Genomic DNA, 12,807 nt, shown 5'->3' with positions numbered 1-12,807 from the left:
TCCGGCGCCCACGTGCGCACCATGTCATCGAGCATCGCTGTCACGAAACGAAGATCATGCCGCAGCTACCGCATCGTCCATCTGAGACACCCCCTAAGAGACGTCTCGTAACCCGGCGTCTGTCCGGTGAGGACGCCCTTCGATGAGGCGTGAGTGCAGGTGATCTCCGCAGCCCGGGCCGATTGGATCCTCCCGTTCACCGGGTCGCAACCCGCCCAGTTCCGCCGGCTGGTTCGGCTGGTCGCCGAACCCGGCGGGGACACCATCGCCGACGGCCGGCCGGGACGCCAGTGGGCCCTCGACCTGCCGGATCGGGTGCAGCTGGTCGCCGCGTACTGGCGCACCACCCTGACCATGCGCCAGATCGGCCCGCTGTTCGGAGTGTCGCACTCCACGGCCGCCGGGTCATCGATACCCTCGGACCCCTGCTCGCCCTCGCCCCGATGCGGCGCCGGCCGGTCGACCAGATCGCCCTTGTCGACGGCACCCTCATCCCGACCCGCGACCACCGCCTCGCGGCGCGAGCAAGAACTACCGGTACTCGACGAACCTGCAGGTCGCTATCGACGCGAGCACCCGCCTGGTCATCGCCGTCGGCGACCCGCAGCCGGCCCCGGGCCGAGGGGACGTCAGCGTGGTGATGAGCGCGCACCCTCGGTGCGTGTAGCGGGTCCAAGCGGGTAATGGTCCCCAGCACGCCGACCGTCGACACAGCGACTAGGAGCGAGCGATGGGCACACAACACGCCTCGGCCGATGACCTCGCTTCCGTAGGATTCTCGGTCCTGCGCTGCGCACTGGCGACGAACATCTTGTGGATCGGTGCGCTCAAGTTTCGGCAGTACGAGGTCGAAAATGACGAGCCCCTGGTCACCTCGAGTCCGCTGTTCTCGCGGTTCCGCGAGAAGCTGGGCGCACAAAAGCTCAACCGACTCATCGGGGTCACGGAGATCACCGTCGGCTCTCTGATCGCCGCGAAGCCGGTGGCGCCCAAAGCGTCGGCGATCGGTAGCTTCGGGGCGGTCGGGATGTTCCTCACCACGCTCAGCTTCCTGGCCACGACGCCCGAGGCTCGGCAGGAAGGGCAGGGGCTGTTGGGTCTTTCCCTGCTGGGACAGTTCCTGTTGAAGGACACAGTGCTCCTCGGTGCCGCCGTGGTGACAGCTGCCGAGTCGTTGCGCGCCGCCCGCCACCAATAATCCCGCCAGGCGTCGGAGCGCTGGACGGAGGACACTGACAGCGCCTGGTCCGACGCAAGGCGCCGAGAAGGCAGCAGCATGGCTGCCGGTCGACTGTGTCAGCACACTCACCCGCCACGGCCCGTAGCGGCGGGCAGGGTGGGCGCCGAGCAGGAACGGCCAGACGAGGATGGCCGCCGGCGAAAGGGTACGGACGATAGCCCGAGGTGCGGACACGTGCAGACGACGACGGACGAGCCGCACAGAGCCTACAAGCGAGGGGTCGAGCGGCGGATGACTCGCTCGTCGCCCGACCCCTCGGGTTGCGCGCGATCAACGCTGGCAGGCCCACCGTTGCCCCTCGACGAAGCCTGGACGCTGGTTAGGTCCGGTTTGGTGCCCGAACCGACCCCCACGCAGACCAGGGAGGCCGCTCTATTGCGGTGTTGGATGCCCCGGTGTTAATCGCCCCTGGGAGGCTAGCGGAGCAGTCCGACATCGTCGGGACGTGCTGCCCGGGCCTAGCGTCGCCAGGCAATGTGGGGCACAGAGGGGGCACCAGACACCGTCCACGACAGCCCGCGGCAGGCGACGCCCGCTGCTGCTCAGCCACGGATCGGGGGCCGCGGGTGCCTCCTGGGGGGCCTCATGGTCCCGGCACTGGCCGGCCACCATCACGTCATTCGCATCGACCTCCCGGGCTGCGGTCAGTCCTCGCCCGCGCCGTCGTACGACGTGCCCGCCCAGGCGAACCGGGTGGCGGCGGTCCTGGACGACCTCGGCCTTCGTCGCGTGGCCGTGGCCGGGCATTCCAGCGGCGGCTACGGCACCGCGCTGGCCGAACAGCGCCCCGACCTGGTGGCGTCGCTCTCACTGATCAGCACCGGTCCGAGTCTCGACGCGCTCCTTCCGCAGCCGGTCATCCTCCGAGTCCCTGCTGAACCCGCCGCTCGGCCCGCTCATTTGGTCGATACGGTCGGACGCGTGGATCCGCAAAGGGGTAAGCGCGACGGACGGTCGCCCGGTGACCCTTCTATGGAAGTGTGCCCGGCGCTTCCACTCTGATGCCGCGATGGATCAGCCACGAGGTTACCGGCCAAGCGGCGAAGAAGCCGATGATCAACCCGATCTGGTGAATGAACCAAAACACCGGATTGCTAGGCCGCAGGGTCTCTCCGAAAACAAAGTGTTCCAGTAGTGCGATCCAAATAAATAGAGCGAGCTCGACCGTCGACACGGTCAGCAAGTCCTCTCTGACAACGGCCCTTATTGCCGCCCACACTCTTCGGCCACCTGTATGAGCCTCGGTGGCGTAGCGGAATGCAACGCCTACGGCCACCGCACCTAGATAGTCGCCGATGTACAAGGGTCGCAAGGGTTCGATGGCCGAATCAATGCCAAGGTTGAAGATAATCAGCGTAGCAATGATGGCACCTAGGGCGCAGTGGGAAAGACAGTGATAGAGCCCGAATACTACAGCAGCCAGTCGCGGCTTCTTAGGCGGGTTGCCGTATCGCTGCCGCCACCGGGGAGACTGGGGCCTACCCCACTTTCTGTAAGCCATGATGGCTGCTGGGCCGAGGTACAGGGCGGTGACCGGCCAGACTAACTCCATTAGCCTAACAGGCTGACGATACCCACCAATAAAGGAGTCGACAAGGATAACGGCGGCGCTGGCTAACCCCAATGTGAGCGTTGCCCACGAGAGCATCACGAGCCACGCTGGCTGCAATAATCGTCTCCCTTCACGCCAGACGAGGTTGCCGCAGGTAACGTACGGGCCGAGCTGACTTCCGCTTCAACCTGTGACCGCCCATGCCCGCGCAGGATGCCATGGCTTCGCGGGTTGCAGTCCCTAGCATGACAGTATGAACGTCGGCTAGTTGCAAGAGTGGCTATCCTCGAAGGATCCCGTTCGACATACCCGGCATCAGCGAGAGCGGCGCGTCGGTACAGGAACGGGACATCAAATTGGGCACGGGTTTGGGCTGGCGTTCGTCAGCATCGTGCTGCTCCGGCGGATCTACTTCTACCAGGCCGGATTTATCCTGCCCCCGGCCATCACAAGAGCCCGGAATCCGGTCCGCCAATCCGTGGCGGTTGCCGGGAGCCACCTGCTCATGATCGGCGGTGTCGTCCTGGCCGGTGTCGGCTTCAAGCTGTACACCGGCGAGCCGCGCTCGGCCGGCCGGAACCGAATTGGCTCATCGCCACGTTGTCCTGACGGTAAGAGACGGACCCAGGCCGAGACCGTGAAGGACTGATCGGTGTTGAGCACCTGGCCGTCATCCGGGGCCGCGTAGTCGTCGACGTCGTCCAGCCGCAGCCCGGTCCCCGTCTGGCCCGCGCCGCTGGCCGGGATGACGGCCTCGCCGTAGAACGTCAAGTCGTGGTACATGCCGGAGGCGTCGGAGGCCGGGCCCGGACCAACCTCGTCGAAGTGCCATTCAGCGACCTTCCGACCGTCAACGGGTCGCACAGGCCGGCCACCTCGGTGGTCGACAGCACACGGTTCCACACCTGCAGCTCGGCCAGGGAGCCCGACCAGAACAAGCCGGCCGACGCGCCGATCCGCAAAGGCCCGGTCGCGGCGGGGATGGAGCCGCTTACGGTCGACTCCGGCGTCCCGTTCACGTAGAGCTTCAGCTGGTGCGCGGCAGAGTCGTACACCCCCGCCAAATGCGTCCACACGTCATGGCACCGCCCGACGACGGCGTCCAGTCCGCGGTGTCGGTACCGTCAACCGCGCTGACCGGCGTCGACGGCGAATCAGACCAGCCCCACTTGAACAACGTCACATCAGAAGAACTGCGGAACGTAAACCGGCCGGCCTGCCCGACCGAACCGCAACCCTGCGCCGGGCATCCCAAGGAATTCCCTTGTAGATGTCGCCCGTCACCGTGGGCACAACCGGGTTGGTCAGGTCGACCTCGAACTCGCAGCCGCCCGGCCGCACCGCGCAGCGCCGCATGCGCCCGGGCGGCCCGGCAGAGCACCACCTCGGCGCGGTGCCCAACCGCGCCCGTGGCCAGGCAGATGCCGACAGCGGTGACCACCTGGTCGGGGATGGTTACCTCGGTCAGGGTCCGGCGCGCCTGCTCGACGCGGCGGGCGAGAGCCTCCTCGTCGGCCCTCCACCCGGCGACGAAGGCGATCGGGTCGGCGTCGTAAGCCAGCCGACGCCGGACGATCTAGGCCCGGGCCGCCGGACCGGTGATGGGATGCCTCCAGCCACGTGGAGGTCGACGTGCCGCGCGGCGGCGCGGAGCACGCGTCACAACTTCGCAGAGCATCGCGATCGTCTCGTCTCGCCAAGCGACCAGAGGTGCCGTCTTGTTGGACTGTGCAGTCCATGTCACCATGGAAGAACCAGCCAGGGAGAGCGGAGATGGACTCTATAGACCACTACGGCGAAGGTTCATCGATGGACCGCGGCAGACGCTCCGGCTTACGGGCTGTCTCTGAACCGCCCGGCGATGTCTTGGCCTTGGGATGGTCACTACTGTGCGGCCTGGATTCACTCGAAGACCTGGCGCGCTGGCGCGATGAGATCATCGACCTGCACCGGGAACTGATTCTCGGCACGTCCGCCGTGCCCGATATTGCCAGCCGCGCGCGCGACGGCGACGGATCGGGAGTGGCGCATCCCACCGCGATCGCCACACGGGAGGCGTTGGCGGCCGGCATCGAGCGAATGCGGGATAACGGTGAACTGGCGGTCGACGCAGATCCGGCCAGGCTGGCGACGGGCTTGACGGCCGCGTTGCAGGGCGGATCGCTGCTGGCGAGAACAAACCGGGATATCGCCCCGTTGGGGGCCGCGCTCGACTTGGCGCTGAGCTATGTCCGCTCGCATTCGGCCAGGTAAGCGCTGCACTTGTTAGGCCGAGAGAAACGTCCTGACATGATCGAGCGCCATGTCGAGTGCAATCTCCATTGGTGTGACGTCATGAGCGGCCTGGGCCAGCAGGTATCCCCCTTGCAACGCTGCCATCAGCCCGATCGCAAGCTTTCGAGGGTCGGCGTCGGCAGCGAGTGTCCCGGCATCCCGCATGCGACGCAGGCCGGCTTCGATAAGGTTTTCCCACTCGACGAAGGTCTCTGCCAGGGCCATACGAGCGACCTCGTCTTGGTCGGAGACCTCTGCGGCGATCGAGCCGAGGAGGCAGCCGTACGCGCCCTTTTGCAGTGCGTTGCGCTGGACGAGTGCGTCCCTCCATCGAACCAGACCATTGAACGATCTGAGGCGTTGTAGCGCAGCACGCTCGCGCTCCATGATCTCTTCCGCGCGGAGCCGAACCACGGCGCGGACCAGCTGTTCCTTGTCGGCGAAGTGGTTGTAAAGCTGAGATTTGCTCGTGCCGCTCGCGGCGCGGACCTCGTCCAGAGTGGTCGAACTGACGCCCTTCACGTACATGAGCTCGGCCGCGGCCTCGATGATGCGCCGCCTCGTCGCCGCGCCGCGAGGTGTCAGCCTCGACTCCCCTTCTGGGCTCTCTGACCGGGTCACGAACGTAAGGCTACCGGCCTGGATGAGTTCGCCGGTCTACCATCCTCCGCCTGCTCAACGGAAGGCTGCCCGACCGACGCTGACGCCACGACGAACTGGACCTTGGAGTCCACCTGGTGTTAACACCACGAGTGACATCACACGTTCAGGCGGACACGGACTGACGACAGGTAACGTCGCGTCCCCCGTGCCTGTTGTTGATCTCGTCGGCTCCGGGTCCGTTGGAGGCCGGCCCAGTGACCCCGGGACCTCGCTCATGATCTTCTCGTAGGCGCGATCGAAATGTTCGTTATCGAGCGGGGAAGTCGGTGTGCTGCAACGGGAACTCGAGGGGCGGGGATGCGGACCGCATGGAGAGGAATAGAACATGACCGAGCCACACGTCCACCATTTTGATTACTCAGTGTGTCGGCTGTGCCCAATCGCCTCGGTACGCGGGTTCTGCGCCCCGATGGCGGTGAACAGGGTGGCGACGAGAGCGAGTGCGCCGTATCCGATGGCAATCTGCGGGAGCGAGAAGGTGTTGGAGAGTTGGCCGGCGATAAGGGCGGGGATCGTCGCGCCGCTGTAGCTGAGGAGGTAGATGACACTGAAGGTCGGTGCCCGGTCGGCCAGGGTGTTGCCGTGCAGTAGCCCGCGGGTGGCAGCGCTGATGGCGATGCCTTGAGAGGTGCCTGCGACGATCGTCGCGGCGATGAACAACTCGAGCGTACCGGTGGCGATCGCTGTGACGATGCCGATCATTCCCGTCAAAAAGCCGATCATGCCGACGCGCTGGGCGGTTGCGGGTGCGAACAGGCCGCCGAGGGGAGCGCCGAGGACGCTGGGACCCATGTAAGCGGCGAACACCAGTCCGACGATGAGTGGGCTGCTGGTGTGCAGTTGATCTTCGACCAGTGCGGGCACGAACGCTTGGTAGAAGGCTCCGGCCGCCCACGTGGCCAGGAATACCGCTGCCGCGACCGGGAGCAGACTCCTGACCCGTGCCGGCACGTAGACCCGAGGTCGCAGCGATCGCCGAGCACCCGGCATCCCAGTCACGGTTTCCGGGCTGACGGCAATGAGAGCAACAGACAGGAGCAGAAGGCCGATGACAACCAGGAAGGTGAGCTCACGCGGCCAGGGACCGAACTGGACCAGGGCGCCGGAGACGACAGCGCCGACGGCGAGGCCGAGCATGACCGTCTGACTGGAAGCCACCGAGGTCAACCAGGCCGGTCTGGCCGGTGCCGCGTCGACGATGTAGGCGGTGAGGCTGCTACTGGCCAGCCCAGCACCAAGGCCCATCAGGAACCGACCAGCGATCAGGATGCCGACGTCGTGCACGCGCAACAGCAGCACACAGCCCAGCAGAAGCAGGACCAGGCTGGCAATCGAGGTGGGGCGCCGGCCCAGATGACTGGACAGGCGCCCCAGCACCAACAGCGTGGCGAGAGTGGCGACGGAGTAGGCGACGACGGTCATCGAGATACCGCCGTTGGTGAACCCATCCTCCGCCCGGTAGATGTTGAACAGCGGGATCGTTGAGCCCACCGCCACAAACACGGCCGCTAGGGAGACCACCGCAGATATGAAGGCCAGCCGGAGCGTTCTTCCCCCGCCGGCCGCGTCGGTCACTGGTGCCGTGTTGAGCATCGAGTTGCGCCTTTCTGTTGTCCTGAACCACCCTTTGGCTACCGCATGGCGCTTACCCGATCACACAGATGCCTCGCGACCAGGAAATTCGCCCGATCGGTGTCAGGCGCCCGGAGCGATCGCACAGGCTGATACACAGACCCCGATGCCCTCATGCCTCTGGTACACGGCCGTGTACAGGGCTTCCTGCTCCGCGCCGTCCGCAACCATGGTGTACGTGGCGCGGCCGTGGATCAGAGCAACATCACCGAGGATGCGGACCTTGGACTCACGCAGTGCGAGATCCTTGAAGGGTCGGGGCTTAGCGATGTATTCGAGGTACTCCTCGCGGTTGCGGGCGGCACCCGGAGTCTGCACGACGAGTCTTCAGCGAGCAGTTCGCTGAAGCGCTTGGCGTCGATAGCCTGGTCCGCGTGGTTATAGTCGAGGTCGAGCTGTTCGAGGATCGCCAGGTCTGCGGCCGACTGTTTGATTTCGCTCATTTTCCTGGCATTTTCTTGACCCTTCTGTTTGATGGTGAAGATGCGTGGTCAACGGCCACCAGCAGGCCCGGCCGGGCGCGAACCAGGGAATGCCGGGTTCAGAACGTCGGCATATTCCGGATGGGAATGGACGAAAGCTGCGGCGAACGGGCACGTCGCGGTGGCGGTTCGTCCTTGCCTGCGCAGCTCGTCGAGGACGCCGCCGACGACTCTGGCGGCTACTCCCTTCCCCCGGAACTCGGGGAGAACAGAGGTCGCCATCAGTACGACGCGGTTCCCGACCTTGTTGTAGACGAGCCCAGCGGCTGTCCGGCCCCCTATCGTGGCCTCGTAGATGCCGAGTTCGCTGTTGTCGGTGATAACGAGGTCTTCCGCGTCGGGGGCGGTGGCTCCTGCCAGGCTCGAGTCGGCCACGTCTTGCTCTGGACTGGTCAGCGTGACCATTTCCTTGGGATTACCCGCCATGGTGTCTCCTGAGTTCTTACGGACGAACGCGGATGATCGTCTTTCCCTTGACCCGCTCGGTCGGGTTGAAGGCGGCAACCGCATCGTCGAGGTCCGCGATCTGGCCGATGTTCGTCCGTACTCGTCCGTCCCGCACGCGCTGAGCGATCTCACCCAGTTGGGCGCGATCGGAGACCACAACGAAGTCGACCGCAACACCCTCGGCGGGTCGCACCTCGGCCGGGCCGGTGACGGTCACCAGTGTTCCTCCAGCGCGGACCAGACCCACGGACCGCTTCTGGATGTCGCCACCAAGGACATCGAAGACCAGATCAACCCCGCCGACATCTTCAAAGGCGTCGTTCTCGAGGTCGAGGAAGTCGTGCGCGCCGAAATCGAGCGCCGCGTGACGGGCGGAAGCGCGTCCAGTGCCGATGACGTAGGCGCCGGCCTCGCGGGCGAACTGGGTTGCCATCGAGCCGACCGCACCGGCCGCGCCGTGCACAAGGACGCTCTGGCCCGCCCGGAGGTGGCCGTGATCGAACAACCCCTGCCACGCGGTCAGGCCCGTCATCGCGATGCCCGCGCCCACCGTGAAGTCGACATCGCCCCGCAGCGGCGCGAGGTTGCGCGCCTCGACGACTGTGTACTCCGCGAGGGTGCCGTCACGAGTCCAGTCCGTGAGGCCGAAGACCCGCTGTCCCACCGACAGCCCCGTCGTTCCATAGCTGAGGGCGGTGACCACTCCGGCCACCTCGTGGCCAGGGATCGACGGCGTCCGGTCACGGCCGAAGCGATCGACCCAGGTCGACGGCCACTCCAGCTCATCCCGAGTGAATCCCGACGCATGAACCTGAACGACGACATCGCCGTAGCTCGCGCCCTCAAGGCTGGCGAGCCTCACCGCGTCCGGTCCGGGCCGGTCCACCAGCGTCATGCCGGCCGTCCCCGCGGCCTCGTCCGTCACCACAATCGCTCTCATCCCGCCACCTCCCAGTATCTAGTCCCGGCTTGCACGCACCTTCGGTCCGCCAGCTATTAGCGGCGCCGGAGCGCGGGTCTTGTCACGCAGATCGATCTGGCATCGTGGCGCCGGCTACGACGCCGCGCTCCGGTACCGGCCGTCGTAGCGGCCTCCGCTGCGGGTGTCGGTGAAGCTGACGCCGACAGGCACTCCGTTCTCGACGATCCAGCGCACTGTGTACGTCGCTCGGTACGTCGGTGGCCAGCACGACGCGAAGGTCCCGTCACCCGCAACAGACCACTCGCCAGCTGACGGCACGCCTCGCTCAACGTAGGTGGTTCGACCATCCGCTGTGAACGATTGGGTCGCACCGTCCTGGAACACGAACTGCGCGGTGGTCAGCGCGGCGATCATGTCCGCCGCATCGACCAGCTGACCATCGACGACTTTCGTACTGGAGGGCATACCGTCCATCGAACTCTCCTGACATCGGGCACGACGCTAGCCGCCGCCCTCTCGCAGTGGCACCAACTCAGAACAACCTAGGACCTCCCCTCTAAGGACTATATCGTCCCGTACTGACGAGACGCGAGAAGGGGCCCCCGGGCCTGTCTAGCTCGCTTGATGCTCCATGCTACCGATGGTCGGCAGAACCAAGGATGGACCAGATCGTCCATCTAGAGTATCGTCTCGGGCGTCATCCACCGGACGCTGCCCCCGCGAGCGGCATCCGCGCGATGACGCCAGCGGCGCGCTGGCACTCGTGGCTCGGTGTCCAGAGGTGCCGCGGCATCCACGACGTTGTCGGCAAAGCGGTGCGACGAATCTGACACCAACTGGCCAAACAACCGCGCCTGCCAGCATCGCGTATACAGAACCGAAAAAACGTACCCGCGGCGAACGCCGATCCATACGGGAGAGGGAGTAAGAAATGAACGACACCGAGCAGTCCACCGAAGATCTGGCGATCCTCGAACAGCTCAACCTCGACTACATCCACTCGGACGAGGCCAGCGATGCGAAGCGCTTCAGTGAATTCCTTGCTGAAGATTTCATCGTGCAGACGCCGGGTGTCACCCGCAACCGCGAGGAGTACCTCGAATACATCGCTAAGCCCCGGCCCATCAAAGACATCACTCTGCGCGACATCAAGATCCGCATCCTCGGCGACGTTGCGCTGATCCACGGCCGGGTGACATACACCATGATCGCCGATGGGGTGGTGCAAGAAGCGCTGTACACGGACGTGTACCAGAAGCGCGAGGGCAGCTGGGTCTGCGTCTCCGCCTGCGCGATCGCCCCGGGCGCCTGACCCGCCACCATCTCTGACATTGCAGCCCGGACGGATGGCTATCCCGGCCGGAACTTTACGGACGAAATAGTCCGTAGAGTTCCGGCGCGGGAGCATCCGCCAAACAAGCGGACACCGCTGCGACTGCCGGGTGTGCTGCTGCTGCGGCAGACCACCGATGGGCAGCGAGGCTTGCCGACCGGCGCCATGCCACTTAATCTGGACGCGATGGTCCAGTTAATTTGTGCCGGTTGGGGGCGACCGCGTTACCACCGCGGAGAATCTCATCACCGGGGCACTCGCTGACGATGACGTCATGCGTGAGCACCACATCGACATCCACGGGCCGAGTAGAAGCACGGATGGCAGCGGGATTGCGGCCGCCCGGCCAATTGGGGAGGGGCGCATGGCAGTGATCACACGCGGCTTCGGCGGCCGCAGACGCGACGACATTGACCTCCCGCCGGGTCAGTACCGCACTGACGACTTCCCGGTGCTGTCGGCGGGACCGACACCCCGCATCGATCTCGACGAGTGGGAGCTTGCCGTCGTCACCGAGACCGGCGAGCGGCGCACGTGGTCATGGGCAGAGTTCACCGCCCTTCCTGGCGACGAGCCGACCGTTGACATCCATTGCGTCACGCGCTGGTCGAAGTTCGGCACGCGCTGGCGAGGCGTCTCCGTAGACACGTTGCTGGGCGACATCGAGACTGCGGCCGAGTTCGTCGTCGCCCACTCCTACGGCGGCTACACCACAAACATCCCACTCGAGGACCTAATCGATGGCCGGGCCTGGGTGGCGTACGAGTTTGGCGGCGAGCCGCTGGCTCCGGTGCACGGCGGGCCAGCTCGTCTCCTCGTTCCTCACCTGTACTTCTGGAAAAGCGCGAAGTGGCTGCGCGCTCTGGAGCTGCGTCTCGACGACGAGCCCGGGTTCTGGGAGACGGCCGGCTACCACAACTACGGTGACCCATGGCGCGAGCAGCGGTACCGGGCAGACTGACCTGGCAGCCGGCGACCATCGCCGCCACCCGGGCGGAGACTGCGACGGCGCGGACCCTGGTCCTCGACGTTGACGGCTGGACAGGTCACGTGCCGGGCCAACACGTCGACGTGCGGTTGACGGCTTCCGACGGCTACACGGCGTACCGCAGCTACTCGATCTCGTCGGCGCCGGGGCCCGACCAGCTCGAGGTGACCGTCCAGGCGGTGACCAACGGCGAGGTCTCGCCATACCTCGTCGAGGTTGCAGAGCCGGGTGACCAACTTGAGATCCGTGGCCCACTCGGCGGCTGGTTCATACGCCGACCCGCCGATCCGCGTCCAGCGTTGCTGATCGGTGGCGGATCCGGCGTGGCGCCCCTCATGTCGATGGTACGCGCGGCCACGAATCCCACCAGGCTGCTCTACTCGACCCGATCCCCATCCGAGGCGCTGTTCACCGCGGAACTTGCAGCTGCCCGAGCCGCAGGCGATGGTCGCGTCGCCGTCACACACATCTACACCAGGGTCGCGCCTCCCGGCTGGCCGGTCCCACCCCGACGAGTGGACGCGGACGCACTCGCCCGCGTCGCCTGGCCCCGCGATGCCGACGCTGTGGCGTTCGTCTGCGGGCCTACCGGATTTGTCGAAACCGTGGCCGACCTCCTCGTCGACATCGGCCACGACCCCGCGAACATCCGCACCGAACGCTTCGGACCCACCGGAGGATGACCATGTCGACCACCAACATCGGAGCCGACGACTCGCCCTGGGTGGACGGTAACGCCCTCGCCGGACCGCTCGGCGAGATCATCGGGACAGACCTCACCGTTGCCGAGCTCACCTGCGCCGGCTGCCGGACGACCCGTCCCCTAGCCGCGATGCGCGTGTTTAACCGAGCGCCCGGCCTCGTCGCCCGATGTCCCGGCTGCGAGGTCGTCGTCATCCGCCTGGTACGCACGGCCAGCCGGGCCCTGATCGACCTGCGTGGATCGCTCGTCGTCAGCTTCCCGATGCCGATCGCTTGAACGCCGAGAATCCGGCCAATCACAACGAACCGGATGATGCCAACGTCTCCGACGTCGGTTAGGAAGTAGTCCCAGGCGGGATCCTCCTGCCACTTCATCCGACCTGACTGGGCACTCTCGCTGACCAGACGCGAGATTCAGGAGACAACATGGTGGACAACACCGAGGGCATGATCACGCTGACCAAGGCCGAGCAAGATTTAGGGCGCGTCTCAGTTGGTGGCCTTGGTCAGCCTGCGGTAGCAGATGAGCAGGCAGCCGATGTCGGCGAACGCGAGGAAGTGGTCGGCTGTGC

At 65.8% G+C, this 12,807-nt stretch carries 17 protein-coding genes and 1 pseudogene; 8 read left to right on the top strand and 10 right to left on the bottom strand.

Translation table 11 applies throughout. From position 1 onward, the window contains the following. Positions 1-153: 153 nt before the first annotated feature. From ACGFI9_RS37710 to ACGFI9_RS37700, 3 genes and pseudogenes are all read left to right on the top strand, one after another. Positions 154-637: pseudogene (locus ACGFI9_RS37710) on the top strand (transposase family protein); the annotation flags it as partial. A 93-nt stretch (positions 638-730) separates the two neighbouring features. Then, on the top strand, positions 731-1,198 hold the full coding sequence (locus tag ACGFI9_RS37705) for a YkgB family protein (RefSeq protein ID WP_393185967.1): 468 nt from the start codon (positions 731-733) through the stop codon (positions 1,196-1,198). A gap of 627 nt (positions 1,199-1,825) precedes the next feature. Next, on the top strand, positions 1,826-2,242 hold the full coding sequence (locus tag ACGFI9_RS37700; RefSeq protein ID WP_393185965.1) for an alpha/beta fold hydrolase: 417 nt from the start codon (positions 1,826-1,828) through the stop codon (positions 2,240-2,242). Here the strand turns inward: ACGFI9_RS37700 and ACGFI9_RS37695 are convergent. From ACGFI9_RS37695 to ACGFI9_RS37680, 4 genes are all read right to left on the bottom strand, one after another. Further along, positions 2,211-2,888 (bottom strand): DUF4396 domain-containing protein, encoded by a 678-nt coding sequence (locus tag ACGFI9_RS37695; RefSeq protein ID WP_393185963.1) that lies wholly within the window; start codon positions 2,886-2,888, stop codon positions 2,211-2,213. The genes ACGFI9_RS37700 and ACGFI9_RS37695 overlap by 32 nt on opposite strands. A 318-nt stretch (positions 2,889-3,206) precedes the next feature. Continuing rightward, complete coding sequence (locus ACGFI9_RS37690) at positions 3,207-3,656, bottom strand: hypothetical protein (RefSeq protein ID WP_393185970.1); 450 nt, start codon at positions 3,654-3,656, stop codon at positions 3,207-3,209. Then, positions 3,560-3,868, bottom strand: coding sequence for a LamG domain-containing protein (locus ACGFI9_RS37685; RefSeq protein WP_393185961.1), 309 nt, complete (start codon positions 3,866-3,868; stop codon positions 3,560-3,562). The genes ACGFI9_RS37690 and ACGFI9_RS37685 overlap by 97 nt, the downstream gene beginning before the upstream one ends. Then, positions 3,820-4,233 (bottom strand): hypothetical protein, encoded by a 414-nt coding sequence (locus ACGFI9_RS37680; protein WP_393185959.1) that lies wholly within the window; start codon positions 4,231-4,233, stop codon positions 3,820-3,822. The genes ACGFI9_RS37685 and ACGFI9_RS37680 overlap by 49 nt, the downstream gene beginning before the upstream one ends. Before the next feature lie 332 nt (positions 4,234-4,565). On the opposite strand from ACGFI9_RS37680, the gene ACGFI9_RS37675 reads away from it, so the two are divergent. After that, positions 4,566-5,045 (top strand): hypothetical protein, encoded by a 480-nt coding sequence (locus ACGFI9_RS37675; protein ID WP_393185957.1) that lies wholly within the window; start codon positions 4,566-4,568, stop codon positions 5,043-5,045. 12 nt (positions 5,046-5,057) lie between these two features. Here the strand turns inward: ACGFI9_RS37675 and ACGFI9_RS37670 are convergent, their stop codons facing one another. The 6 genes from ACGFI9_RS37670 to ACGFI9_RS37645 all read right to left on the bottom strand — a co-directional run bounded on the left by ACGFI9_RS37670 (position 5,058) and on the right by ACGFI9_RS37645 (position 9,686). After that, a complete protein-coding gene (locus ACGFI9_RS37670; RefSeq protein WP_393185955.1) occupies positions 5,058-5,687 on the bottom strand; it encodes a TetR/AcrR family transcriptional regulator in 630 nt (209 codons plus the stop codon). A 396-nt stretch (positions 5,688-6,083) separates the two neighbouring features. Next, the gene (locus ACGFI9_RS37665; RefSeq protein WP_393185953.1) at positions 6,084-7,322 is read right to left on the bottom strand and encodes an MFS transporter; all 1,239 of its coding nucleotides are present in this window, start codon (positions 7,320-7,322) and stop codon (positions 6,084-6,086) included. Positions 7,323-7,424: 102 nt separating this feature from the next. Then, positions 7,425-7,679, bottom strand: coding sequence for a nuclear transport factor 2 family protein (locus ACGFI9_RS37660; RefSeq protein ID WP_393185951.1), 255 nt, complete (start codon positions 7,677-7,679; stop codon positions 7,425-7,427). A gap of 173 nt (positions 7,680-7,852) precedes the next feature. Next, positions 7,853-8,269, bottom strand: coding sequence for a GNAT family N-acetyltransferase (locus tag ACGFI9_RS37655; RefSeq protein ID WP_393185949.1), 417 nt, complete (start codon positions 8,267-8,269; stop codon positions 7,853-7,855). A 16-nt stretch (positions 8,270-8,285) separates the two neighbouring features. Beyond that, on the bottom strand, positions 8,286-9,230 hold the full coding sequence (locus ACGFI9_RS37650) for an NADP-dependent oxidoreductase (protein ID WP_393185947.1): 945 nt from the start codon (positions 9,228-9,230) through the stop codon (positions 8,286-8,288). Between the two features lie 114 nt (positions 9,231-9,344). Further along, on the bottom strand, positions 9,345-9,686 hold the full coding sequence (locus ACGFI9_RS37645; protein WP_393185945.1) for a hypothetical protein: 342 nt from the start codon (positions 9,684-9,686) through the stop codon (positions 9,345-9,347). A 457-nt stretch (positions 9,687-10,143) separates the two neighbouring features. On the opposite strand from ACGFI9_RS37645, the gene ACGFI9_RS37640 reads away from it, so the two are divergent. From ACGFI9_RS37640 to ACGFI9_RS37625, 4 genes are all read left to right on the top strand, one after another. After that, positions 10,144-10,524 carry a nuclear transport factor 2 family protein gene (locus ACGFI9_RS37640; RefSeq protein WP_393185943.1) on the top strand — a complete coding sequence of 127 codons (381 nt, stop codon included), beginning with the start codon at positions 10,144-10,146 and terminating at the stop codon, positions 10,522-10,524. A gap of 385 nt (positions 10,525-10,909) precedes the next feature. After that, entirely contained in the window at positions 10,910-11,506 is a 597-nt protein-coding gene (locus ACGFI9_RS37635) for a sulfite oxidase-like oxidoreductase (protein WP_393185969.1), read from the top strand. Then, positions 11,476-12,216, top strand: a complete 741-nt coding sequence (locus tag ACGFI9_RS37630; RefSeq protein ID WP_393185941.1) for an FAD-binding oxidoreductase — start codon at positions 11,476-11,478, stop codon at positions 12,214-12,216. Before ACGFI9_RS37635 ends, ACGFI9_RS37630 begins: the two co-directional genes overlap by 31 nt. 2 nt (positions 12,217-12,218) lie before the next feature. Next, the gene (locus tag ACGFI9_RS37625; protein ID WP_393185940.1) at positions 12,219-12,512 is read left to right on the top strand and encodes a DUF6510 family protein; all 294 of its coding nucleotides are present in this window, start codon (positions 12,219-12,221) and stop codon (positions 12,510-12,512) included. Positions 12,513-12,807: the final 295 nt, after the last annotated feature.

Origin of the sequence: Micromonospora sp. NPDC048930 (assembly GCF_043197935.1) — a bacterium.
Classification (GTDB): domain Bacteria; phylum Actinomycetota; class Actinomycetes; order Mycobacteriales; family Micromonosporaceae; genus Micromonospora.
This window is presented reverse-complemented; position numbering and strand designations above follow the sequence as displayed.